26 protein-coding genes, 3 tRNA genes and 1 pseudogene are annotated in these 23549 nt (G+C 58.8%); 7 read left to right on the top strand and 23 right to left on the bottom strand.

The annotated features are described in order from the left end of the window. Positions 1-34: 34 nt before the first annotated feature. The 20 genes from ACSAMW_RS19620 to ACSAMW_RS19525 form a co-directional block, all read right to left on the bottom strand. Complete coding sequence (locus ACSAMW_RS19620; protein ID WP_500591690.1) at positions 35-571, bottom strand: cytochrome b; 537 nt, start codon at positions 569-571, stop codon at positions 35-37. After that, the gene (locus ACSAMW_RS19615; protein WP_500591689.1) at positions 568-1629 is read right to left on the bottom strand and encodes a catalase family peroxidase; all 1062 of its coding nucleotides are present in this window, start codon (positions 1627-1629) and stop codon (positions 568-570) included. Before ACSAMW_RS19615 ends, ACSAMW_RS19620 begins: the two co-directional genes overlap by 4 nt. A 128-nt stretch (positions 1630-1757) precedes the next feature. After that, a tRNA-Lys gene (locus tag ACSAMW_RS19610) sits at positions 1758-1833 on the bottom strand. Between the two features lie 60 nt (positions 1834-1893). Continuing rightward, positions 1894-2568, bottom strand: coding sequence for a 7-cyano-7-deazaguanine synthase QueC (gene queC / locus ACSAMW_RS19605; protein WP_500591688.1), 675 nt, complete (start codon positions 2566-2568; stop codon positions 1894-1896). 22 nt (positions 2569-2590) lie between these two features. Further along, positions 2591-3238 (bottom strand): 7-carboxy-7-deazaguanine synthase QueE, encoded by a 648-nt coding sequence (queE, locus tag ACSAMW_RS19600; protein ID WP_500591687.1) that lies wholly within the window; start codon positions 3236-3238, stop codon positions 2591-2593. Between the two features lie 163 nt (positions 3239-3401). Then, on the bottom strand, positions 3402-4235 hold the full coding sequence (ybgF, locus tag ACSAMW_RS19595; protein WP_500591686.1) for a tol-pal system protein YbgF: 834 nt from the start codon (positions 4233-4235) through the stop codon (positions 3402-3404). A 6-nt stretch (positions 4236-4241) separates the two neighbouring features. Further along, positions 4242-4754: a peptidoglycan-associated lipoprotein Pal gene (gene pal, locus ACSAMW_RS19590; RefSeq protein WP_500591685.1), complete on the bottom strand. Its 513-nt coding sequence runs from the start codon at positions 4752-4754 to the stop codon at positions 4242-4244. A 52-nt stretch (positions 4755-4806) separates the two neighbouring features. After that, complete coding sequence (tolB, locus tag ACSAMW_RS19585) at positions 4807-6105, bottom strand: Tol-Pal system beta propeller repeat protein TolB (RefSeq protein ID WP_500591684.1); 1299 nt, start codon at positions 6103-6105, stop codon at positions 4807-4809. Further along, positions 6102-7205, bottom strand: coding sequence for a cell envelope integrity protein TolA (gene tolA / locus ACSAMW_RS19580; protein ID WP_178088838.1), 1104 nt, complete (start codon positions 7203-7205; stop codon positions 6102-6104). Before tolA ends, tolB begins: the two co-directional genes overlap by 4 nt. Continuing rightward, on the bottom strand, positions 7205-7657 hold the full coding sequence (tolR, locus tag ACSAMW_RS19575) for a protein TolR (protein ID WP_168082074.1): 453 nt from the start codon (positions 7655-7657) through the stop codon (positions 7205-7207). The genes tolA and tolR overlap by 1 nt, the downstream gene beginning before the upstream one ends. A gap of 13 nt (positions 7658-7670) precedes the next feature. Continuing rightward, complete coding sequence (gene tolQ, locus ACSAMW_RS19570) at positions 7671-8366, bottom strand: protein TolQ (protein WP_168082076.1); 696 nt, start codon at positions 8364-8366, stop codon at positions 7671-7673. Continuing rightward, entirely contained in the window at positions 8356-8820 is a 465-nt protein-coding gene (gene ybgC, locus ACSAMW_RS19565; RefSeq protein WP_168082078.1) for a tol-pal system-associated acyl-CoA thioesterase, read from the bottom strand. Before ybgC ends, tolQ begins: the two co-directional genes overlap by 11 nt. A gap of 140 nt (positions 8821-8960) precedes the next feature. After that, on the bottom strand, positions 8961-9998 hold the full coding sequence (gene ruvB, locus ACSAMW_RS19560) for a Holliday junction branch migration DNA helicase RuvB (protein WP_168082080.1): 1038 nt from the start codon (positions 9996-9998) through the stop codon (positions 8961-8963). A gap of 1 nt (position 9999) precedes the next feature. Beyond that, positions 10000-10611: a Holliday junction branch migration protein RuvA gene (ruvA, locus tag ACSAMW_RS19555; RefSeq protein ID WP_168082082.1), complete on the bottom strand. Its 612-nt coding sequence runs from the start codon at positions 10609-10611 to the stop codon at positions 10000-10002. Positions 10612-10727: 116 nt separating this feature from the next. Then, the gene (gene ruvC / locus ACSAMW_RS19550) at positions 10728-11258 is read right to left on the bottom strand and encodes a crossover junction endodeoxyribonuclease RuvC (protein ID WP_168082084.1); all 531 of its coding nucleotides are present in this window, start codon (positions 11256-11258) and stop codon (positions 10728-10730) included. Next, positions 11255-12001, bottom strand: coding sequence for a YebC/PmpR family DNA-binding transcriptional regulator (locus ACSAMW_RS19545; RefSeq protein WP_500591683.1), 747 nt, complete (start codon positions 11999-12001; stop codon positions 11255-11257). Before ACSAMW_RS19545 ends, ruvC begins: the two co-directional genes overlap by 4 nt. 94 nt (positions 12002-12095) lie before the next feature. After that, positions 12096-13871, bottom strand: a complete 1776-nt coding sequence (aspS, locus tag ACSAMW_RS19540; RefSeq protein ID WP_168082088.1) for an aspartate--tRNA ligase — start codon at positions 13869-13871, stop codon at positions 12096-12098. An 84-nt stretch (positions 13872-13955) separates the two neighbouring features. After that, positions 13956-14177: an FmdB family zinc ribbon protein gene (locus tag ACSAMW_RS19535; protein ID WP_168082090.1), complete on the bottom strand. Its 222-nt coding sequence runs from the start codon at positions 14175-14177 to the stop codon at positions 13956-13958. A gap of 126 nt (positions 14178-14303) precedes the next feature. Then, positions 14304-14645 (bottom strand): ribbon-helix-helix domain-containing protein, encoded by a 342-nt coding sequence (locus ACSAMW_RS19530; RefSeq protein WP_500591682.1) that lies wholly within the window; start codon positions 14643-14645, stop codon positions 14304-14306. Between the two features lie 264 nt (positions 14646-14909). After that, a complete protein-coding gene (locus ACSAMW_RS19525) occupies positions 14910-15383 on the bottom strand; it encodes a Dps family protein (protein WP_168082094.1) in 474 nt (157 codons plus the stop codon). Positions 15384-15753: 370 nt separating this feature from the next. Between ACSAMW_RS19525 and ACSAMW_RS19520 the strand changes: the two are divergent. Continuing rightward, positions 15754-16074: pseudogene (locus ACSAMW_RS19520) on the top strand (cold shock domain-containing protein membrane protein); the annotation flags it as partial. A gap of 84 nt (positions 16075-16158) precedes the next feature. Continuing rightward, positions 16159-16356 carry a cold shock domain-containing protein gene (locus ACSAMW_RS19515; RefSeq protein ID WP_225776263.1) on the top strand — a complete coding sequence of 66 codons (198 nt, stop codon included), beginning with the start codon at positions 16159-16161 and terminating at the stop codon, positions 16354-16356. 8 nt (positions 16357-16364) lie between these two features. Here the strand turns inward: ACSAMW_RS19515 and ACSAMW_RS19510 are convergent, their stop codons facing one another. Together ACSAMW_RS19510 and ACSAMW_RS19505 are read right to left on the bottom strand one after the other, a co-directional pair. Then, positions 16365-16574: a SlyX family protein gene (locus ACSAMW_RS19510; protein WP_168082098.1), complete on the bottom strand. Its 210-nt coding sequence runs from the start codon at positions 16572-16574 to the stop codon at positions 16365-16367. Continuing rightward, a complete protein-coding gene (locus tag ACSAMW_RS19505; RefSeq protein WP_500591681.1) occupies positions 16564-16998 on the bottom strand; it encodes an HIT domain-containing protein in 435 nt (144 codons plus the stop codon). Before ACSAMW_RS19505 ends, ACSAMW_RS19510 begins: the two co-directional genes overlap by 11 nt. A gap of 758 nt (positions 16999-17756) precedes the next feature. On the opposite strand from ACSAMW_RS19505, the gene ACSAMW_RS19500 reads away from it, so the two are divergent. From ACSAMW_RS19500 to ACSAMW_RS19490, 3 genes are all read left to right on the top strand, one after another. Next, positions 17757-19064, top strand: a complete 1308-nt coding sequence (locus ACSAMW_RS19500) for an OprD family porin (protein ID WP_500591680.1) — start codon at positions 17757-17759, stop codon at positions 19062-19064. Between the two features lie 120 nt (positions 19065-19184). Continuing rightward, positions 19185-20900, top strand: a complete 1716-nt coding sequence (locus ACSAMW_RS19495) for a proline--tRNA ligase (RefSeq protein ID WP_500591679.1) — start codon at positions 19185-19187, stop codon at positions 20898-20900. 18 nt (positions 20901-20918) lie between these two features. Beyond that, entirely contained in the window at positions 20919-21857 is a 939-nt protein-coding gene (locus ACSAMW_RS19490) for a hypothetical protein (protein ID WP_500591678.1), read from the top strand. A gap of 18 nt (positions 21858-21875) precedes the next feature. On the opposite strand, the gene dinB is transcribed toward ACSAMW_RS19490, so the two are convergent. Next, entirely contained in the window at positions 21876-22955 is a 1080-nt protein-coding gene (dinB, locus tag ACSAMW_RS19485) for a DNA polymerase IV (protein WP_500591677.1), read from the bottom strand. 172 nt (positions 22956-23127) lie between these two features. Between dinB and ACSAMW_RS19480 the strand changes: the two genes are divergently transcribed. Together ACSAMW_RS19480 and ACSAMW_RS19475 are read left to right on the top strand one after the other, a co-directional pair. Continuing rightward, positions 23128-23204 (top strand) — tRNA-Met (locus tag ACSAMW_RS19480). Positions 23205-23373: 169 nt separating this feature from the next. After that, positions 23374-23450, top strand: a tRNA-Met gene (locus tag ACSAMW_RS19475). Positions 23451-23549 lie beyond the last annotated feature (99 nt).

The following is a 23549-nucleotide window of genomic DNA, read 5'->3' as shown; positions in this document are numbered from 1 at the left end:
CCGGGCGGCAGCACTTGGAGGCCACTGTACCGCATTACCTGGCGCGCGCCATGCTTCGTAGCACCCCATCTCGCCGGATCAACCCGTGGTACAAGGCCGCCGCCAGATGCACCAGTACCGTCAGGAACAACAGGTAGGCCAGGTAGCCGTGTGCTGTACGCAATACTGCAAAGGTCTTCGCATCTGGGGCTATCAAGGGCGGTAGTTGCACCCCTGCTCCCAGGCTGACTGGGTCACCGGCTGCAGACAACATGGCCCATCCCAAGAGTGGCAGGCTTAGCATCAAGCCATACAGCAATAGGTGGGATGCTTTGGCGGCAAGCGCCTGCGGCCCTGGAAGGTCTGCAGGCAACGGAGGCTGACGCGTCGACAACCGTATCGCTACGCGGATCACAGCCAACGCCAGCAAGGCAATGCCTAAAGGTTTGTGCAATTGAAGCAACCACTCATGCCGTTCTGATACTGAGGCGGCCATACCGGCACCGATGAATAGCATGGCCAGCAGCCCGACGGCCATGGACCAATGCAGCCACCGTGCAGCGGGCGCAAAGTGACGGGGGGGCGTACTCATGGGCGGCGCTCCTGTGCGGTGTTAAGGGTTTCGACTTCGCCAGTGCGGCGCAGGTAGGAATCGGCATACGCCGCTGACCGGGCAGGCAATAAAGGGTCACCCGACACTTCAATGCCTTGGGGTAACAAGGTGGGGTCATAGTTGATATCCCGGCAGGGGCCGTCCATCTGCGATACGGCGTGGTCCAGCACTACGGTGCCAGCCACTATGGCCTGCCGATCCTGCGGCCATTGTTTGCTGGCGTCGTCTACGGGGTCGCCAGGCGCCGCAAAAGTCATCTTCAGTGCCCAGCGTAGCGGGCCAGCAGCCAGTCGCTGCTCAAGGTCATGCTCTAGAAAATCTGCCCCTTCTCCTGCAGTGGCGGCGGGAGTGACGCCTACAGGTTCGACGTCCCAGCGTACCGCTTGGCGCTTGCCGTCAGCGGCCACCAGGTAAAACGCATTCAGCCCGTCGTAACGCTCGGTCGCAAAACTCGCGGAGGGCTTGGCAGTTTTCACCCACGCCAGGAACGGGGCCGTTTCCGGGTGGCTGGCAAAGAAGGCCTGCTGCGCCGCAGGGTTGGGCTTTCCTGTGGCAGGGTCAGGGCGAGACGCCTGTAGGCTGGCAAAAAACGCTTCGGTTGTGCCTACCGGAAACACAGGCATGCTGTTCATCCCTGTGCGCCATTGCTGCCCATCGGCCTGTGTGAAGCGCAGGGCAAAACTGCGAATGGGCACACTGCTGTCAGGGGCATAGGGGTTTCCGCCAGGCAGCGCAAAGCGGCCCACAACCGGTGTACGGCCCGGCGCAAACACTTCAGCTTTTGAATACTGTGCCAATTGCCCGCTGCTTTCGAACCAGCCACTGACACACACACCTTTTGCATGGTTGCGCCGGTAGCCCGGGTGGGCTCCCCCACTGGCCTGCAGGGTATCGACAATTCGCTCTGGGGTAAGCCGACCAGGGTCCAGCCACCCATGGACATAGGCCATGGCAGCGGCAAGCACCACAACCGGTACGCCAATCAGGCCGAACCGGGCGAGTGTATCGCCTGTACTCAGGGGTGGGGGTTTTGTCATTGTGGGGGGCTCCAGGCTGATCGGATCAGCTGGAGAGACGCGCACTGAGGGTGTTTATTCCGACGTATCAAAGATAACCGCAACGCCAGAAACGCAAAAACCCTCACAAGGAGGGTTTTCGAAGAATATGGTGGGTCGTGTAGGATTCGAACCTACGACCAATTGGTTAAAAGCCAACTGCTCTACCAACTGAGCTAACGACCCATCAGGTGGTGCGCATCATACTGATTTTCAAGCAATAATCAACCCCTTAAGGGATAGAAATCATGCGTACCGCGTAGGGTCTTGCACACCTGCTGCCGTGAAGCCTTCTGCGCGCAGGCGGCAGCTATCGCATTTGCCGCAGGCACGGCCCTCGTCGTCAGCTTGATAGCAGGACACGGTCAAGCTGTAGTCCACACCGTGCCCGATACCTGCCCGCACGATATCTGCCTTGCTAAGGTTCTGCAGAGGGGCACGAATGGTGAAGCCCTGCCCCTCCACGCCTGCCTTGGTTGCAAGGTTGGCCATCTGCTCGAACGCTTCGACGAATTCTGGGCGACAATCGGGGTAGCCGGAATAATCCACGGCATTGACACCAATAAAGATATCGCGTGCTTCGAGCACTTCGGCCCAGCCCAACGCCAGAGCCAGGAAGACGGTATTACGTGCCGGCACATAGGTAATGGGGATACCTTCAGTGGGCGCCTCGGGCACCGCGATACTGGCGTCTGTCAGTGCCGACCCGCCTATGCCGTTGAGGTTAAGGCCAATCACTTTGTGTTCCACTACACCCAGGTCCTGGGCGACACGGGCAGCGGCATTCAGCTCGGCGCGATGGCGTTGACCGTAATCAAAGCTCATGGTGTAACAGGCATAGCCTTCAGCTTTGGCCATAGCGACTACGGTGGCCGAGTCCAGGCCCCCGGACAGCAGGATCACAGCTTTCTTATCAGACACAGCACACTCCTCGTTAAGCCGGTCAGCGGCCTGGTTCGTCGTTCCAGAGCAACTTGTGCAACTGCAACTGAAAGCGGACAGGCAGGTTATCGGCCACTATCCAGTCCGCCAGGTCAGACGCCTTCACGTCATGATGGCTTGGAGAAAACAGCACTTCACCGGCACGTTCTAACAGGTTGTACTCAATCACTTTAGATACAGCCCAGTCGTAGTCCTCTCGCGAACAGATCACAAACTTGACCTGGTCGTTAGGGGTGAGCAGCCTGATATTGTCATAAAGGTTGCGGTGCGATTCGCGTGAGCCGGGTGTTTTCAGGTCCACCACACGGCTCACGCGCGTATCCGTAGCCCCTATGTCGAGGGCGCCGCTGGTTTCAAGCGATACCTCGTAACCGGCGTCGCACAAGCGCTTGAGCAAAGGGATCGCATTGGGCTGGGCCAGAGGCTCACCGCCTGTGACACACACGTAACGCGGGCGCATCGAGGCAACCTGCTCCATGATGCTGTCCAGCGTGAACAGGGTTCCTCCACTGAACGCATAAGCACTGTCGCAGTATTGGCAGCGAAGCGGGCAGCCGGTCAGGCGTACGAATACTGTAGGCAAGCCAGCCGTACGTGTTTCACCCTGTAATGAATGAAAGATTTCGGTAATGCGTAATGTGTCGGACATGATCGCCACGGGCGTAGCAGCTGAACAGGCCACCCGCCTCCGTTAGCACCTGTACCTGCCAGCCAATGGCCAAAGCAGATGAAGGTCGTTGATAAAGGGCGCAGATTCTAACGAAAAAACCCGCGACATGCGCGGGTTCGTTCATGAAGCTTATCGGCCAGCGTTACAGTTTCTGCAGATCACGCTGCGCCAATTGTGCAGCAGCCGTACCTGGGTATTGGCTAATGACCTGTTGCAGAATCGGCTTTACGCGATCCGTATGGCCAAGGCGGCGCTCCACATCGGCCAGCTTGTACATGGCATCGGGCACCTTGGGGTGCTTGGGGTACAGTTGGCTAACCTTGGCAAAAGCCTGGCCAGCACCTTGGAGATCGCCTTTGGCCAGGTTTACTTCACCCAGCCAGTATTGGGCGTTACCCGCATACTGGCTGTTGGGGTATTTACGTAGAAAAGCACCAAACGCCTGGCTCGCCTTGTCGAAGTCCTTGGCCTTGATCAGGTCAAAGGCGGCTTCGTAGTAGAGCTTTTCCTTGGCGGGGTCTGCGGGTTCGGTGCCTGCGCCTGCATCAGTAGCAGCCGCAGCGGGTGCCATGTCAGCGCCTGGGGCGCCGCCAGTGGCGGAATTCTGAGAAGCGTCGACCGGTGCTGTCGCTTGTTGCACAGGTGTACCCGTGCCAATACGACGGTCCAGGTCTTGATAACGATCCAGGGCTTCCTGCTTCATGCGCTGGATATCGTTCTGCTGGACTTCAAGCTGGCCACGAAGGCGCGCTATGTCTTCCTGCATTTGTTGCAGTTGCATGAACAGCTCGCCCTGCGCCGAGACAGGGGCCGATGAGGCCCCTGCCCCGGCATAGGCGCCGCTCGTGCCATAACCGGAGGGTGGATAGCTACTGCCGTTGCCGGCACCGCTTCCATCAACCACGGGAACCGCTGCCCATACCGAAAACGGCAGGGACAGCGCCAATACAGTTACAACACGGCGGCACGCTCGCATGACGAATTACTTACGCAGTTCGACGCGACGGTTTTGAGCCCAGGACTGCTCATCGTTACCGGTGGCGACAGGACGCTCTTCGCCGTAGGAAACGATTTCCAGCTGAGCTGGGGAAACGCCCTGCAGAACCAGGTAGCGCTGAACAGCCTTGGCACGACGCTCACCCAGCGCCATGTTGTATTCACGGGTACCGCGCTCGTCGGTGTTACCTTCCAGAACGACGCGAGCGCCGCTAGCTTTCAGGTCCTTGGCGTGTACGTCGAGGGCACGCATGGCTTCCGGCTTCAGGTCGGAGCTGTCGTATTCGAAGTAGAAGGTGGTGATAGCGCGCAGAGCGGCTTCGTCGCTCAGGCTGCCATCAACGGCGCCGGTGTTTGCACCGTAGCCAGCGTTTGGATCGACTGCGCCAGCACCGCCAGCACCTTCGCCAGCGTTGTCACCGCCCTTGGAGGAGCAACCTACAGCTACAGCCATGGCCAGAGCCAGTGCAGCGAATTTACCAAACTTCAGCATTTCCATCGTAAAACTCCTAATGAACCCCAGTGTGTTAAGTGTAACGTTGTGCGCCGCATCAGTTCAGGTAAGGGGACCAGGACGGTTCTCTGACTTCGCCTTGTGCAGTAGGAAGCGGGAGCCTTACGCGTCCGTTCAAGGACACGAGCATCAAGACTCCCCGGCCCTGCGAGCGGGTGGCGTAGATTACCATGGTGCCGTTGGGTGCAACAGTAGGCGACTCATCAAGACTTGAGTCCGTAAGTATCTTTACACTCCCACGTTGCAAGTCCTGGGACGCTACCTTGAAATTGGTGAAGCCTTCATTGCGATGAATCATCACCAACGTTTTTTCGTCCGCAGACAATTTGGGGTTGGCGTTGTAGTTACCGACGAAAGTCACGCGTTCAGCATTGCCGCTGCCCACCGTAGTTTTATAAATCTGCGGTTTCCCGCCCCGGTCGGACGTAAAGTAAATGGTGGAACCATCCTTGCCCCAAAACGGTTCAGTATCGATTGCCGGGCTGTTTGTTACTCGAGTAATGCCACGGCTGCCCAAGTCCATCACATAGATTTCAGGGTTGCCGTCCTTGGAAAGTACAAATGCAAGGCGATTACCATCTGGCGAAAACGCTGGTGCACCATTAAGGCCTTCGAAGTTGGTCAATTGTTCCCGGCGACCGGTATCGACGTATTGAATAAAGATGCGCGGTCGCTTTTGTTCAAACGACACGTACGCAATACGCTTGCCGTCTGGAGCATAACGTGGTGAGAGGATAGGTTCACGCGACTGCAACAGCGTTACCGCACGGGCGCCGTCGTAATCCGAACGCTGCAAGGTATAGCGCACATTGGCGCCACCCAGGCGCTCCGCTGTGACATACAGCATACGGGTCGAGAACGCGCCCTTGATGCCCGTCAGTTTTTCGAACGACTGGTCGGCGATGAAGTGCGCCATGTCACGCAGCTGATCGGTACCGCCGCTGACGCTGCCGGTGCTGACCTGTTGTTCGGTAGCCACGTTGAACAAGGTGTACTGCACCTGCAGGCGACCGCCGGAAGGCACGATGTTACCTACCATCAAGTACTGGGCGCCCAAGGCTTTCCAGTCCCGGAAGATCACTTCGCTCGGCTGGGCTGGCAGGCTGATCATGTTCTGGCGCGGGATAGGCGCGTAGTAGCCTGAGTTGCGCAGGTCATCGCCAATGATCTGGGCCATGTCGTCCGGCAGTGCGCCACCTTGGTAGCCGAAAGGCACTACCGCAATGGGGGTGGCGCGGTCGGAACCGCTGGTGACCATGATGTTTTTTTCATCGGCACTGGCGAACCCCGCCGCGCAGCAGAGCACGGCAAGCAGGCCTCGGATAAGATTAATCACAACGCAAGATCCTCAGGTGTGAATGTCATTTTGAATGAACGGTACTGGTTGAAGTCGGCAGGCTTCATGCCCTGCATTTCAGTCAAGCGACCAATGTTTTTCACCGCAGCCACTGCAGAGCTGTCATAAGGCCCATCTCCGCTGGACTTCGCAACGCTTACATTGGTAACGGTGCCATCGGGCAACATGCTGATCTGCAATACAACCGTCATGCCCTTGCGCGCTGACGGTGGGCGAGCCCAGCCTTCGGCAGCACGTGAACGAATCAAGTCATCGAAATTGCCGGCCACTTCATCACCCTGCTCATCGGCCAGCGCCTGTTGCCGCTGGGGCTTGTCGGACAGCAGATCCGCCAATGCCTGAGCTTTCTTGTCCTCTGCAGCCTTGCGAGCTGCATCCTGCGCCTTCTTCTTGGCAGCATCGGCTGCGGCTTTCTTCTTGGCATCCTCAGCAGCTTTGGCTTTCGCCTCGTCAGCAGCCTTGGCCTTGGCATCGTCTGCCGCTTTTTTCTTCGCGTCTTCAGCAGCCTTGGCCGCATCAGCAGCGGCTTTTTTCTTGGCGTCGTCAGCGGCCTGTTTCTTGGCCTCTTCTGCCGCTTCCTTCTTGGCCTCTTCTTCAGCCTTCTTCTTCGCGATGTCGGCCTGCTCGGCTTTCTTGGCTTCGGCAGCCTTGGCGGCGTCCGCAGCTTTTGCGGCCTCCGCGGCCTTGGCCGCATCAGCAGCCTTGGCCGCAGCCTCAGCCTTCTTGGCCTGGTCAGCCTTGGCGGCGGCTTCGGCTTTTTGAGCAGCGTCCGCTTTCTTTTGTTCCGCGGCCTTTATCTCCTCCTGCTCGACCTTTTTGGTTTCCATCTGCTCGACTTCCGTTTGGCGCGCAGCGGATTTCTTCGCTTCGCCTGCAAGCTTCTGGTTGGTCTGGGTGGTGGCCTGGCTTTTTGACTTGAGCTGATAGAGCGTGGCCTGAACGATAGGCCGTGCGGGCGGCAATTCAGGCGTCATGGCAAAACTGACAAACAGCATGCCGAAGATCAGCACATGCAGCGCGATGGCCCAGACGCTGGGCCAAAAGTAGTTTTCCGAGGCGGAATGCTCCCGTGGTCGCATCAGGGGGCCTCGGTAATCAGGCCGACATTACCCACGCCGGCTTTCTGCAACCCGCCCATGGCACCCATGACGGCGCCGTAGTCTACGGCCTTGTCACCACGGATAAACACCTGGGTTTTCTTGCCGTTCGCGTTGCCCTGGTTGATAAGGGCAGTCACGGCCTGGGTAAGTTGGGGCAGGGTCTGGGCACGGTCCATCTGTTTTTCCGTGTCCACTTCACTGCCTAGGTTCCAGTAATAGGTTTTGTCTGCCTTGATCGAAATCGTCAGCACCTGAGTGTTGTTGTCCTGCGGCAAGGCTTCGCTGGAAACCTTGGGCAAGTCCACTTTCACGCCCTGATTGAGCATGGGTGCGGTAACCATGAAGATGACCAGCAGCACCAGCATCACGTCGATGTAAGGCACCACGTTCATCTCGGCCACCGGCTTGCGTTTCTGCCGAACTCGAGCCATTGGAAATACCTGCCTACTCTTCGCTGGTGTGCACTTTGCGGTGCAGGATCGCCTGGAATTCGTCGGCGAAGGTGTAGTAGCGGCTGATCAGGGTTTCGCTGCGCGCAGCGAACCGGTTGTAAGCGATTACCGCGGGAATGGCTGCAAACAGGCCGATGGCAGTGGCCACCAGTGCCTCCGCGATCCCCGGCGCAACCGTGGCCAGCGTGGCCTGCTGAACGGCGGCCAGGCCGCGGAAGGAGTTCATGATCCCCCAAACTGTGCCGAACAGGCCTATGTAGGGGCTGGTAGACCCAACGGTCGCAAGGAACGGCAGGGTTTGCTCGAGCTTTTCTTCTTCGCGGGAAATGGCCACACGCATGGCACGGCCCACGCCCTCCATGACCGCATCCGGGTCTACACCGGGCTGCTGGCGCAAACGGGAGAATTCCTTGAAACCGGCACGGAAGACTTGCTCCACCCCGGAGTCCGGATCCGGGTTGCTGCCGGCCTGGCGGTACAACTTGGACAGGTCGATACCCGACCAGAAGCGTTCTTCGAAGGAATCCAGAGCCCGGCGGCCTGCCCGGATCAGGTTGCTACGCTGAAAAATGATGACCCACGAAGTGACCGAGGCGGCCACCAGGATCAGCATCACCAGCTGCACTACGATACTGGCGTTACTGACCAGGCTCCACATGGAGGTATGGTCGACGGCGTTAGCTTCCACGCTGGTTCTCCTGCTTGTTGGTTGTACCCAAGCCATCATCGGCGAAGGCCGCATGCATGGCGGGGGGAATGGCTCGGGGTTTGAAGGTGTCGGCACGTACGCAAGCCACCAGGAACTGGCCCTCGCATATCAGCCGTTGGTCCGACGCACGCCGTATGTGCTGCGAAAACCGCAGGCTTGCCCGGTTCAGTTCGGTGACTTGAGCGCTCACCAGCAGTTCATCGTCCAGCCGCGCCGGTGCGTGGTAACGCGCCTCGCTGGAATGTACGACGAACAGCAGGTTTTCCTCGGCCAGCACGGACTGGACATAGCCCAGCTCGCGCAAACGCTCGGTGCGTGCCCGCTCCATGAACTTGAGGTAGTTAACGTAGTAGACGACGCCGCCAGCATCCGTGTCTTCGTAATAAACGCGACAGTGATGAACGAACGGCGCAAGCCTGTTTTGCGCGCCCATACTCTAGTGCGAACTCCGTGGGTTGCCAATCCGGCCAGGTAATTGTTTTTTCAATGACTTGGAGGCTTCTGGGAACGCAACCGTCACATCAGCCCCTATGACCATCAAAACGCGGATTTGATCGGCCAGCCTGAGGCAGATCATGGCAACTCCTCCGACGCACCCGGCTCGAAACGCTCTGGCCGATTGAGCCCGAAATGCAGGTAGGCATGGCGGGTGACCACCCTCCCCCGAGGCGTACGCATGATGTACCCCTGCTGGATCAGGTAAGGCTCCAGCACATCCTCGATGGTGTGGCGCTCTTCGCTGATGGCTGCGGCCAGGTTGTCCACACCCACCGGCCCACCATCGAACTTCTCGATCATGGTCAGCAGCAGGCGACGGTCCTGGTGGTCGAAGCCGCGCTCGTCCACGTCCAGCATGTTCAAGGCCAGGTCGGCCACAGCCTTGGTGATTTCGCCCTTGCCGCGCACCTGGGCATAGTCACGCACTCGTCGTAGCAGGCGGTTGGCGATACGGGGGGTACCGCGGGCACGGCGAGCGATTTCGTAGGCGCCTTCAGGGTCCACGTGCAGGTTCAGGATTCGCGCCGAGCGCGCCACGATGGTGGCCAGGTCTGCATCACTGTAGAACTCCAGCCGCTGCACGATACCGAAGCGGTCGCGCAATGGATTGGTGAGCATCCCGGCACGCGTGGTAGCGCCTACCAGGGTGAACGGGGGCAGGTCCAGCTTGATGGAGCGGGCAGCAGGCCCCTCACCGATCATGATGTCCAGCTGGAAGTCTTCCATGGCTGGGTACAACACCTCTTCCACAATGGGCGAAAGGCGATGGATTTCGTCAATGAACAGCACATCATGGGGTTCAAGGTTGGTCAGCATGGCTGCCAGGTCCCCTGGCCGCTCCAGCACCGGCCCGGAAGTACTCTTGATGGACACACCCATTTCCTGGGCAATGATATTGGCCAGGGTTGTCTTTCCCAGCCCCGGCGGGCCGAAAATGAGCGTGTGGTCCAGGGACTCGGCCCTGCCGCGCGCAGCCTGGATGAACAGCTCCATCTGCTCGCGCACCACAGGCTGGCCAATGTATTCGGCCAGGCTCAATGGACGAATGGCCCTGTCCTGCTGTTCCTCGCGGTCCTTGCCAGTGGCCGAGATCAGGCGGTCGGCTTCGATCACGTCAGTTCATCCCCTTCAATGCACGGCGGATGAGGTCTTCGCTGGACAAGCCTTTTTCGTTGACCGCCGAGACGGCCTTGCTGGCCTCCTGTGGCTTGTAACCTAGGGACACAAGGGCACTGACCGCATCGGTTTCCGCTGTGGGCTGGGGCGCCCGAGGCGCAGCGCCGTTATCTGGCACCAGTTCGAACATGGCAGGCACGGTTTCCCAGGCCTTGAACCGGTCCTTCAATTCGACCAGCAAGCGCTCGGCTGTTTTCTTGCCTACACCCGGTACTTTCACAAGCGCGCTGGTGTCCTGTGCCTGAACACAGCGCACCAGCTCGTCTACCTCCAGGCTGGACATAAGCGCCAGCGCCAGCTTTGGCCCTACCCCATTGAGGCGGATCAGTTCGCGGAACAGCTCGCGCTCACGGCGTTCGTAGAAGCCGTAGAGCAGCTGTGCATCCTCACGCACCACCAAATGGGTATGCAAGGTGAGCGCCTGGCCGACCGGCGGCAGGCGATACAGCGTGGTCATGGGTACTTCCAGCTCATAGCCAAGCCCATTCACGTCGAGAATCAGGTGAGGCGGTTGTTTTTCCGCCAGGGTGCCGCGCAAGCGTCCGATCACGTAGAAGTCCTGTAATGCCGACGCCCATGGGAACCGGGCGCCGTTCACAAACCAGTGCGCATGATCGCAGCCTGGTGTGAATCGGCAAATAGAAAAGTTTTAGGGAATGATGCTATTTACAAGCGCAGCCGGCCGCCACGGCTACGGGCAGTGCTCAAGCCATGGGGCACCAGGCTGGAGCGGGTATGAGCATGACACAGGGCGATGGCCAAGGCGTCGGAGGCATCGATCTGGGGTTTGACCGTGAGCTTGAGCAGGTGCATGACCATCAGCTGAACCTGTTCCTTGCTAGCGCCCCCTGTTCCCGTGATCGCCTGCTTGACCTGGGTGGCCGAATATTCGGCGATCTCCAGCCCCTCTTCGGCACCTGCCACGATGGCCGCTCCACGCGCCTGCCCCAATTTGAGGGCAGAGTCGGCGTTGCGCGCCATGAACACTCGCTCGATACCCATGGTGACAGGCCCGTGGGCCTGGATGACTTCACGTACGCTGCGATACACCACCTGCAGGCGCTCATGTAACTCACCAGTACCTGTGCGAATGCAGCCTGAAGCCACGTATTCGCAACCGCGGCCCAGCCCGCGGTCGAGCACCACGCCGTAGCCTGTGATGCGCGAGCCGGGGTCAATCCCGAGTACAAGGGTCAACCTAGCTGTTCCATTACGTCATCGGCAATGGCCGCGTTGGAATACACGTTCTGCACGTCATCCAGGTCTTCGAGCATGTCGATCAACTTGAGCACCTTTTCCGCCCCCTCGCGGTCCAGGTCCACCTGGGTACTAGGCTCCAGAATGATTTCCGCATCGGCCGCCTTGAAACCCTGCGCCTCCAGTGCGGTGCGCACACCATAGAAGCTGGCGAATGAAGTGAACACGTCCACACTGCCATCTTCATGGCTGACCACATCGTCCGCTTCGGCCTCGATAGCCGCTTCGGTGAGTGCCTCTTCATCTACGCCTGCTGTAAAACTGAGCTGCCCCTTGCGCTCGAACAGGTAGGCGACCGAACCATCGGTACCCAGGTTGCCACCGCACTTGCTGAAGGCATGGCGAACCGCTGCGGCCGTGCGGTTGCGGTTGTCGGTCATGGCCTCCACCATCACGGCCACACCACCGGGGCCGTAGCCCTCATAACCCAGTTCCTCGACGTTCTCACCTTCAGTGGAACCGGCGCCGCGCGCGATGGCACGGTCGATGATGTCACGGCTCATGTTGGCGCCAAGGGCCTTGTCCAGCGCCAGGCGCAGGCGCGGGTTGGAACCCGGATCACCGCCACCCTGCTTGGCCGCAACCGTCAGCTCGCGAATCCACTTGGTGAAAATCTTGCCTCTCTTGGCATCTTGGCGTTCTTTGCGGTGCTTGATATTCGCCCACTTGGAATGACCGGCCATACAGACTCCGAACTCGTTCATGAAAAAACCGCCCCCGAACGCGAAACGCGGCGGGGGCAGCGGGGGTTACCAGGCCGCGCGTACGCGCACCGGCTTACTCGGCCTTGGGTTGCTCGCGCAGGCGAATGTGCAGCTCGCGCAAAGCCTTGGCATCCACGACGCCCGGCGCCTGGGTCATCACGTCTGCGGCGCTCTGGGTTTTCGGGAAGGCGATCACTTCGCGAATCGATTGAGCGCCGGTCATCAGCATGACCAGGCGGTCCAGGCCGAAGGCCAAGCCACCGTGAGGCGGGGCACCGAACTTGAGCGCATCCAGCAGGAAGCCGAACTTCTCTTCCTGTTCCGCAGCCTCGATACCCAGCAGGCGGAATACCGACTGCTGCATTTCCTTGCGGTGAATACGGATGGAACCGCCACCCAGCTCGGTGCCGTTGAGCACCATGTCGTACGCGCGGGACAGCGCACCCGCAGGGTTGGCCTCCAGCTCTGCCGGGGTGCACTTGGGTGCGGTGAACGGATGGTGCAGCGCGCTGAAGCTGCCATCGTCGTTTTCTTCGAACATAGGGAAGTCCACGACCCACATTGGCGCCCATTCGCACGTGAGCAGGCTCAGGTCATGGCCGAGCTTGATACGCAGCGCACCCAGGGCCTCGCTCACGATCTTGGCCTTGTCTGCGCCGAAGAACACGATATCGCCGTCTACTGCACCCACGCGATCCAGGATCACGTTCAGGTTGGCCTCAGGAATGTTCTTGACGATCGGAGACTGCAGGCCATCGACGCCTTTGGCGCGCTCATTGACCTTGATGTAGGCCAGGCCCTTGGCGCCATAGATGCCTACGAACTTGGTGTAGTCGTCGATCTGCTTGCGCGGCATGCTCGCACCGCCAGGCACCCGCAAAGCGGCCACGCGGCACTTGGGGTCGTTCGCCGGGCCACTGAAGACCTTGAATTCCACTTCCCGAAGCTGGTCGGCCACATCTACCAGTTCCAGCGGGTTGCGCAGGTCTGGCTTGTCGGAACCGTAGCGGCGCATGGCCTCTTCGAACGTCATGTGCGGGAAGTCACCGAACTCCAGGTCCAGCACTTCTTTGAACAGTTTACGGATCATGCCTTCGGTCAGGCCCATGATCTCGCTTTCGTCCAGGAAGCTGGTTTCAATGTCGATCTGGGTGAATTCAGGTTGGCGATCGGCACGCAGGTCTTCGTCGCGGAAGCACTTGGCGATCTGGTAGTAACGGTCGAAACCCGCCACCATTAGCAGTTGCTTGAACAACTGGGGCGACTGGGGCAAGGCAAAGAAGCTGCCGGGGTGGGTGCGGCTCGGCACCAGGTAATCGCGTGCGCCTTCCGGCGTGGCCCGGGTGAGGATAGGGGTTTCCACATCCAGGAAGCCGTTTTCATCCAGGTAGCGGCGAATGCTGCTGGTAATACGCGAACGCAGGCGCAGCTTGTCGGCCATTTCCGGGCGGCGCAGGTCGATGAAACGGTAGCGCAAGCGGGTTTCCTCGCCTACGTCGGAGTATTCGTTGAGCGGGAACGGCGGGGTTTCGGCCTCGTTGAGCACTTCAAGCTCATAACCCAATACTTCGATGGCTCCGGATGCCATGTTGGGGTTCACCGCGCCAGCAGGGCGCAGGCGCACCTTGCCGGAAATGCGTACCACGTACTCGCTGCGCACCCGATCGGCTGCAGCGAAGGAGCCGGCACGATCCGGATCGAAGACCACTTGGGCCATGCCTTCACGGTCGCGGATATCCAGGAAGATGACCCCGCCATGGTCGCGGCGGCGGTGTACCCAGCCGCAAAGGGTGATTTCCTGGCCGTCCAGGCTCTCGTTCAATTGGCCGCAATAGTGGCTGCGCATCATGATGGTCGGTTCACTTATTAGTCAGTCGTGTTCGGCCAGGGCCGCATTACAGGAAGTGTGCAGCACCCAGCGAAGGGGTTCAACTCAGTCGGCCTTATCGCCGCCTGCCAGGTTTTTCTTGGCACCGGTCTTGAAATCGGTTTCGTACCAGCCGGTTCCACTAAGGCGGAAGCCTGCACGGGACACCGTCTTCTTCAATTCGGGCGCCGCACAGGCCGGGCAGTCGACCAGAGGCGCTTCACTGATTTTCTGGATAGCTTCCAGCTGGTGATCACAGCGTTCGCATTGGTAATTATACAAAGGCATCTTACAGGTGCTCGGCTACAAACAGGGCGCAAAGGGCGCGGGTGGTCTCAAGCGCGGAATTATATCTGGTTAACCGCGCTCACCTGCAAGCGCCCCGCAGCCATGTTTATCGCCTCCTGCACTTATTCAGGCGTCCGCAGGCATGCCTGCATTGTGCTCTGACAGGGCATAAGCGACGCAAACGACCCTGACCAGCCCGCTGAAATTCTTCACCCCCCCATAACGCAGATGTACCTCACGGTCCAGATAGGACAACAACTGACTGACCGTACAACCGTTTCGATCGGCAAGGGACTGCAAGATATTCCAGTAGACCTGTTCCAGGCGCAGGCACGTTGCGAAGCCATTGAGCCGCACGGACCGTGCGGTTGGCCGGGCCAGCGCCATGTTGAAATCCTTCTGGAACGGATCAAGCAACAGTTTAGCGGCGCTGCAACCGCGATCGGAATTCGAACACTCCATAGACATATCCACACCTTCCTTGGCTCTATTCCCATGCATGGATGCATGACAGAGGCTATGAAAGCGTTGGCGGCGTAGTAAAGGTAGGGAGCGGAACGATCAGGGCCGTAGGAAAAGGCGGCCTGAGGTGCAAGCGGCAAGCGGCAAGCGGCAAGCGGCAAGCGGCAAGCGGCAAGCGGCAAGCGGCAAGCGGCACAGCATGGCCGGGGGCCTACGGCGAGGCCAGCCCCCGGTACACCAACTTGCCGCTCGAAGCTTGAGGCTTGAGGCTTATTTCTCTTCCAGCATGGCCCGCAGCATCCAGGCGGTTTTTTCGTGAGTTTGCATACGCTGGGTCAGCAGGTCTGCAGTTGGCTCGTCGCTGACTTTGTCCAGCAGCGGGAACAGGCTGCGGGCGGTGCGCACGACGGCTTCCTGGCCCGTAACCAACTGCTTGATCATGTCTTCAGCGGCAGGAACGCCCTCTTCTACCGTAATCGAGGACAAGCGTGCGTACGTGGCATAGGTGCCAGGGGCAGGAAAGCCCAAGGCACGGATGCGTTCGGCAATGGAATCCACTGCCAGGGCCAATTCGTTGTATTGCTCCTCGAACATCAGGTGCAAGGTACGGAACATGGGGCCGCTGACGTTCCAATGGAAATTATGGGTCTGCAGGTACAGCACGTAGGTGTCCGCAAGCAGGCGGGACAAGCCTTCTACAATGGATTTGCGGTCTTCTTCACTGATACCGATATCGATTGCCATGGATATTCCCTTGTTGAGTGAAACGTTTCAAAAAATGCACACGCTACTGTAGCAAGACCGCCGTTTGGCTGCAGCGGTCACGGCAGAGCCACTGGCGCCGCGTGTCTGCAAAAAAGTCATTAGTCTGTGCGATCCGCGAGATGCAATTGAGCTAGCGGGGCTATTTCCTGTTAAATAGCCAGGTGCCGAAGGCGCGCTGCCAATCCCTTTCGAGTCGCCGCTTCCTTTCTTGTTCCATGCGGTTGCCGTGCGGGGTTGGCACGCAGGTGCATAGGCCAATCCCTCCAGCTGTTTTTCGTTCAACATTGTTTACGTGCACTGCGAGGGATCCGCGCTTTATTGATCCTCTGGAAAAATGTGAGTCATACCCATGTTGAAAACCGTTCATCTGATGACAGGCGCAGGCGCATTGCTGCTGGCCGCCTTGCCTGGCTTGATGCCAGGCGCCATGCCTTACCTCTCGCAAACCGATGCCTTTCACCTGGCATTCATCGGCCTGGGCAACCTGCTGTTCGCCCCCTTGATTCCGCAATGGAAACACAACCCCCGGCAAACCTTGCAAACCTTTGTAAGCGCACTACTGGTACTCGCCGCTGTGCTACAGGCGCTGGTGCTGTACGCACCTCTGCCACTGGTGGCCGGTGAACCTGCAGTATGGCTGGGCCTGCTGTCGATGCTGGCGGCCGTCGTGCTTCAACTGGCCGCCAGCCGGCCCAAGCAGTACGTAGCGCCTGCACCGGCGAACTTCAATGCGGCCAACCGTGATACCGGCACAGTGAAGTGGTTCAACACCTCCAAGGGCTTCGGGTTCATTTCCCGGGATTCAGGTGATGACATCTTCGTCCATTTCCGCGCTATCCGCGGCGAAGGCCACCGTGTGCTCGTTGAAGGCCAGCGCGTGGAGTTCTCTGTCATGAACCGCGACAAAGGCCTTCAAGCCGAAGACGTGGTAGCCGCAGCCCCAGGGCGCTAACGCTACATCTAGTAGTGGGGGGGCGGCGCTTCATCACCACCCTCCCCATACTGCCCCCCTGCTATTTCCCTGTACCGTTCTATCAACTGGCCAAGTTGCGCCGCCATCAATGTGAGCTGCCGCTGCTGCTCTACCAGCACCTCGTTGAGTTCATGAATCGTGTCATCCTGGAATGCCAGGCGTGTTTCCAGTTCTGTAACCCGGTCTTCAACGTTCATTCGTATCAGCCCATGCAAAGTCGTCTGTCAGGCTACCGCGCAACTGTACCTTGAACTGCTCAAGGCGCTCATGCTCATAACTGGCCGCGGCCGCCCTTCCCCATACTGGCGCAGGCCAGGCCACATCGTGGGTATAGCGAGCAATCACATGTACGTGCAACTGGGCGACTACGTTACCCAGGGCAGCCACATTGATCTTGTCGGCATTTACAACCGCTTTTAGGTGCTGCGCCACTAACGCCGTTTCACGGGCAAGCTGCGCCTGGTCAGCGGTCTCCAGTTCGAATGCCTCGGTGATGCCTGATCGGCGTGGCACGAGGATCAGCCACGGGTAATTGGCGTCCTTGCTCAGCAATAACCTGCACAGCGGGAAATCCCCCAGTACCCATGTATCCGCCTGCAAGCGGGGATCAAGCTCAAACATTGCTGCTTCCTCTAAAGGGCAAGTGCCTGGATTGGCGAACGTCACAAGCATACCTGCCAGCACTTTGATTAGGATGGATAGCCTGCGCCAAACCGGCCTGGTCTGTGTAGGCCCGCGCACCTTATCGGGGCACATCACAGGGTGAACGCCGGGATAGTACCCCTACAGCCTAGGCGCTTCGTTAGGTGCTTAAGCCAAACGGTACTAAGCAAAGGCTTGCTAAGCACAAACTTTAAGCTAGCCTGTGCTGCGCCAGTGCTACTTTTCGCACCATAAAGGTTCAAGGTGAACGCATTAGGTGCGCGCGAGCCGTTATTCATCAATGAGTAACGGAGCATTGGTAACACTTTACTGAGGATTGGCTGAGCACCATCTTAAAGCGCTGTGCCTGTCAAGGCTCATTGGGAGTGCCCTAACCCTAATAACAGCAGGGGTTTACGCTGCCTCAGTAAAAAAAGTGAAAATTTTGTGAGCTACCCTCTGGATTGAGCACAGTTGTTGCAAATACTTCAGCAAGCCGGTCACAGCAGGGCAGTCGGCCCCGGCAAGGAGCCTCGACAGATACGAGGCAGCGGATACGACGCAAAGGATAAACGTAGCACCCGAGATTTTACCCTCCTGCCCGGAAGGCCATCAGTGGTGCTGCAGAACAACCGTGAGCATGACCCTCGTCATGCCACACATGATAAAGAAAGAGCTGGCCAGATAAAAAACAGGCGGCTGGCGGCACTTCCTAAAAACCAAAGGAGCAAGTCACGATGAAAGTGATGAAGTGGAGCGCGATTGCACTGGCAGTAACTGCAGCGGCAGGCTCGCAACTGGCCATGGCCGAAGCATTCGTCAGCGACCAGGCAGACGCCAAGGGCTTCGTTGAGGACAGCACCCTGAACGTGTTGCTTCGCAGCTACTATTGGAACCAGGACAACAAGGACCGCAGTGACGACGGCAAGGGCTGGTATGGCGGTGTTCACGGCGTGTACAGCTCCGGCTTCACCACCGGCACCGTTGGGGTAGGTGTCGATGCATTCGGCTATTTCGCCGCCAAACTCGATGACAACAGCCATGGCACAGGCAACCTTCCTGTGGGTTCCGATGGCCGTACGGATGATACGTTTGGCAAGGCGGGTGCTGCCGCCAAGTTCCGTATCTCCAAAACCATGCTCAAAATCGGCGACATGCAGCCCTCCACCTCTCCAGTTTTTGCGGTGGGCGGCTCACGCATCACGCCTCAGACCGCTAGCGGCATCAGCTTGATGACCAGCGAGATCAAAGGCCTGGACCTGGAAGCAGGCCATTTCTACTCCTCTAGCTCTGCATCCAACAGTAACCGCGACGGCGAACTGTGGGCTACCTATGGCAGCGTTACTGCAAGCTCTGTAGATTTTGGCGGTGGCCGTTATCAGATCAACGACAACTTGAGCGTGGGTGCTTATGCATCCGAGTTCAAAGATGTGTGGAACCAGTACTACGGTAACGTGAACTACGTGTTGCCATTGGCCGACAGTCAATCCCTGACTTTCGACGCCAACTATTACAACACTCAGGATCAAGGTAGCGCCAAGGCCGGTGATATCAACAACAATACGTACTCGCTCTCCGCGGCGTATTCGTTCCTGACTGCTCACACCGTTACCCTGGCCTTCCAGAAAGTGAACGGCAGCACGGCGTTCGATTACCTGGGCGTAGGCCGTAACGGTTCAGGGGAAGGCGGCGACTCTATCTTCCTCGCCAACTCCATCCAGATTTCGGACTTCAACGGCGCTGGCGAAAAATCCTGGAAGCTGCAATACGAACTCAACATGGCTTCCTACGGCGTGCCTGGCCTTACCTTCATGGGCCGCTATGTCAAGGGTGATGACATCAAGGGCTATTACGGTAGCCGCTTCGCCAGCGATGCTGACCACCATGAGACTAACGTTGAAGCCAAATACGTCGTTCAGGAAGGCCCGGCCAAAAACCTGTCCTTCCGTACGCGCCTTGCCTGGCACCGCGCCAGTACCGAGCAGATCGACGGCAACTCCAACAACTTCCGCCTGATCGTGGACTACCCGATCTCGATTCTGTAACCGAATCGCGGCGAGCCAGCTCCACCGAACAGCCCGGCCTAGCGCCGGGCTTTTCATTGGCGCTGCTTGCTCCGTACAATGACCCGCTAAATCCGAATTCAGCAACCGACACGGCCTACCATGCGCACTAGTCAATTCCTGCTCGCCACACTCAAAGAAACCCCGTCCGACGCGGTCGTTATCAGCCATCAGCTGATGCTCCGTGCGGGGATGATCCGCAAGCTCGCTTCCGGCCTGTACACCTGGCTGCCGATGGGCTTGCGAGTGATGCGCAAGGTTGAAGCCATTGTGCGTGAAGAAATGAACGCCGCCGGCGCCCTGGAAGTGCTGATGCCTGGTATCCAGCCTGCCGAGCTGTGGCAGGAGTCCGGCCGCTGGGAGCAATACGGGCCCGAACTGCTGCGCCTGAAGGACCGCCACGCGCGGGAATTCTGTGCAGGCCCTACCCATGAAGAAGTGATCACGGATATCGCACGCAACGAGCTGAACAGCTATAAGCAGTTGCCGATCAACCTGTATCAGATCCAGACCAAATTCCGTGACGAAATCCGCCCACGCTTTGGCTTGATGCGTGGCCGCGAGTTCATCATGAAGGACGCCTACTCCTTCCATGCCGACCAGGCTTCCCTGCAGGCAACCTACGACCGCATGCACCAAGCGTACTGCAATATCTTCACCCGCCTGGGCCTGAACTTCCGCCCTGTGGAAGCCGACAACGGCTCCATCGGTGGTGCCGGCTCCCACGAATTCCACGTGCTGGCCTCTTCGGGCGAAGACGATATCGTGTTCAGTAATGGCTCGGAGTACGCCGCCAACATTGAAAAGGCCGAGGCCCTGCCACGCGAGACCGCTCGCGGTGCTGCAACCGAAGCGCTGCGCCTGGTAGACACGCCAGACACCAAAACCATTGCTGCGTTGGTCGAGGGCTTCAACCTGCCCATCGAAAAAACCGTGAAGACGCTGGTGGTGCAGGCCGCCGAAGAAGGCAAGCTGATCGCCCTGGTGATCCGCGGGGATCACGAACTGAATGAAATCAAGGCCGGCAACCATCCTTTGGTGGCAAGCCCCTTGGTGATGGCAGGCGAAGCCGAACTGCGCGACGCTATCGGCGCAGGTGCCGGGTCCCTGGGCCCCTTGAACCTGCCCCTGCCCTGCATCATCGACCGCTCCGTGGCCTTGATGAGCGATTTTGCCGTCGGTGCCAACATCGACGACAAGCACTACTTTGGCGTGAACTGGGAGCGTGACCTGCCGGTGCCGGAAGTGGCAGACCTGCGCAACGTGGTGGAAGGCGACCCAAGCCCTTGTGGCAATGGCACGCTGGAAATCAAGCGCGGTATTGAAGTGGGCCATATCTTCCAGCTGGGCACCAAGTACAGCGAAGCCATGAAAGCACAGGTGCTGGGCGAAAACGGCAAGCCTGTGACCATGACCATGGGTTGCTACGGTATTGGTGTTTCTCGCGTAGTGGCCGCCGCCATTGAGCAGAATCACGACACCAACGGCATTATCTGGAGCGACACCCTGGCGCCGTTCCAAGTGGCGCTAGTGCCGTTGCGCTACGAAACCGAACAGGTGCGTGAAGCCACGGATACCCTGTACCGCGAATTGACCGCAGCAGGTATCGATGTGCTGCTGGATGACCGCGACAAGAAAACCAGCCCTGGCATCAAGTTCGCCGACATGGAGCTGATTGGCGTTCCACACCGAATCGTCATCAGCGACCGGTCCCTGGCCGAAGGCAAGCTGGAATACAAGCAGCGCACGCAAAGCGACGCACAAAGCATGGATGTGGCGGACGTTCTGCCTTTCCTGCGCGCACGCCTGGGCCGCTGATCAACACATAGGGCGTTCATGTTTACCACACGTTTTTCGCTGTCTGGAACGGCCGCCTTGTGCGGCCTGTGCCTGCTGGCCGGCTGCGCCAACCACATGTCTCAACGAAGCGAGCAGGAGGCACGCACCGAGCGCAAACCCGTTGAGCATCACCTGTCGCTGGAGGTGGGGGACCCCTTGATGGAGCAGCCACAGCGGAGGGTACGCGTCACCGAGCAGTCCACATTCGAGGTGACAGACTTCGAAGTGACCCGCCGCTATGACCGTTACACGCCCTACCAACCCTGGCGCGAGCTCTACGAAGTTCCCTTGGGGACCGTGGCGGTGGTAGCGGGTGTGGCCGCCAATGCGTTGAATGTTGTGCTGTTAGGGCGCCTGCCGGAAAACGTGACCCATGGGTGGATCAACTACGGCTTTGCCGGGGTGAATCCTTTCATGAACGCCCAATCCAACGGCCGTGCGGAACAGAACCTGGCAGGCATCGAGGAAGTACAGCGCGACAAGCGCCAGGAGGTGCTTACCGAGCCTTGGGTAGAAAAACCTGTAGAGGTAACGGCTGGCGCTGAAGTGTATGCGCTGAACACCGACGGCAAGGGCTACCTGCGTTTGAACCTGCTGGATGCGCCTTTTGCCGATCAGGACCTGCGCCGTGTGAACCGCCTTGTGTTGATGGCAAAGGATGATGACGGGACGTCCCGTGCCGACGCAACGCTGCAGCTTGCTGCCACCCTGCGAACACGCGTAGCCGAAGCCCGTGGGCTGATCTATGACGACTTGGAGGACGACGAGGTGAGCCAGTGGGTATACCGAGTCAAGCGCCTGTCACAGCTAGGGTTTGAAGACGAAGCCAACGGTTTGCAGCAAAGCCTGCTGGAGCTGACCCGCAATGATCCGGAACTTCACCAGGACTTAATCAAGGCACTGGCACGGGATGCAGGGCGCGTTGTGGATCAGTAATACGTATGGGGCCTGTGCCTAGGCCCTGTCGCTGGCCGCTTCCCCAAACAGCTCCAACTGGGTAAGCGCACCTTTCATGTCATGTAACCGCACACCTATCCCAAGCAACCGTACAGGCTTGTTCCCCCGGGCATAAGCCTGGCCGAGCAGCGTTCGGTAGCTTTGCAAGTCTCTGGACGCATTGGCCTGCTCCAGTGTGGTTTGTGTGAAGTCGTGAAACTTGACCTTCACGAACGGCTTGCCAAGGCGATAACTGTCATCCAGCCGGGCCAGCCGCCCCGCCAGTGTCTCCATCAGTTCCGGCAGCTTGGCCAGGCAGGCCTCTAGGTCTGGCAAATCCTGGTCGTAGGTATTTTCCACACTGGCGGATTGCCGGCGGCTGTCCACGTGCACCGGCCGGTCATCAATACCCCGTGCGAGCTGGTACAGCCGCTCACCAAAACCGCCAAACTCTCGAATCAGGTTCAACCGTGGCCACTCCAGAAGGTCGGCACAATGCTCGATGCCCAGGCGTACCAACTTATCGGCAGTGACCTTGCCTACACCGTGCAGCTTGGCCACCGGCAATGCCGCCACAAAGGCTTCCACTTCGGCTGGAGTGATCACGAACAGCCCGTTGGGCTTGCGCCAGTCACTGGCAATCTTGGCCAGGAACTTGTTCGGCGCTACGCCCGCGGACACTGTAATGTGCAATCGCCTTGAAACATCCTGGCGAATAGCTTCTGCAATACGGGTTGCACTGCCATGAAAATGGGGAGATTGCGTCACATCCAGGTACGCCTCGTCCAGCGACAGTGGCTCGATCAGGTCGGTGTATTGCTGGAAGACAAGGTGGATTTCGCGGGAGGCTTCTTTATAGGCATCGAACCGGGGGCGGACGATAGTCAGGTCCGGGCACAGCTTCAAGGCATGACGCGATGACATGGCCGAGCGCACACCATAAGCACGGGCTTCGTAGTTGCAGGTGGCTATAACGCCCCGCCGCTCCGCCGAACCGCCTACAGCCAGCGGTTTACCTGCCAGCCTGGGATCGTCACGCATTTCGATAGCTGCGTAAAAGCAGTCGCAATCGATATGAAGGATTTTTCGCTGCACCATCGCTGAACGACACCTGTTGATACAGGTGAATGAATATACAGTACTTGTAACCAAACCGCTCGAATCACAGTGCCTGGGCCCTTCATGCCATGCTAAATGTATGACTGGAAAGCATTTTTTCCATATCAAGGGTTGACAAGCTCAACGATACGCGTAGAATCCGCCCCACAGACGCGGGATGGAGCAGTCTGGTAGCTCGTCGGGCTCATAACCCGAAGGTCGTCGGTTCAAATCCGGCTCCCGCAACCAAACAGAGAAAGGCCACTTGAAAAAGTGGCCTTTTTTTTGGCCGCTACATTTGGTCAGTGCTTTTTGATCGCTATGGTGAGTTGAGCACAGCCTGCTACAGCACCGGAATAAATAAACACGGCTTAGTGTTGACACGGCGCAAAACTTCCCTATAATGCGCAACCACAGACGCGGGATGGAGCAGTCTGGTAGCTCGTCGGGCTCATAACCCGAAGGTCGTCGGTTCAAATCCGGCTCCCGCAACCAAATAGAGAAAGGCCACTTGAAAAAGTGGCCTTTTTTTTTGCCTGTGCCAATCTTCAGCTTGTATGGCAGCATTGGCGCCAGTACGAAACTTCCCCTCGG

The organism is Pseudomonas sp. AB39(2026) (assembly GCF_059831485.1).
The sequence above is the reverse complement of the archived record's forward strand: the minus strand, read 5'-3'. Positions and strand labels throughout refer to the sequence as shown.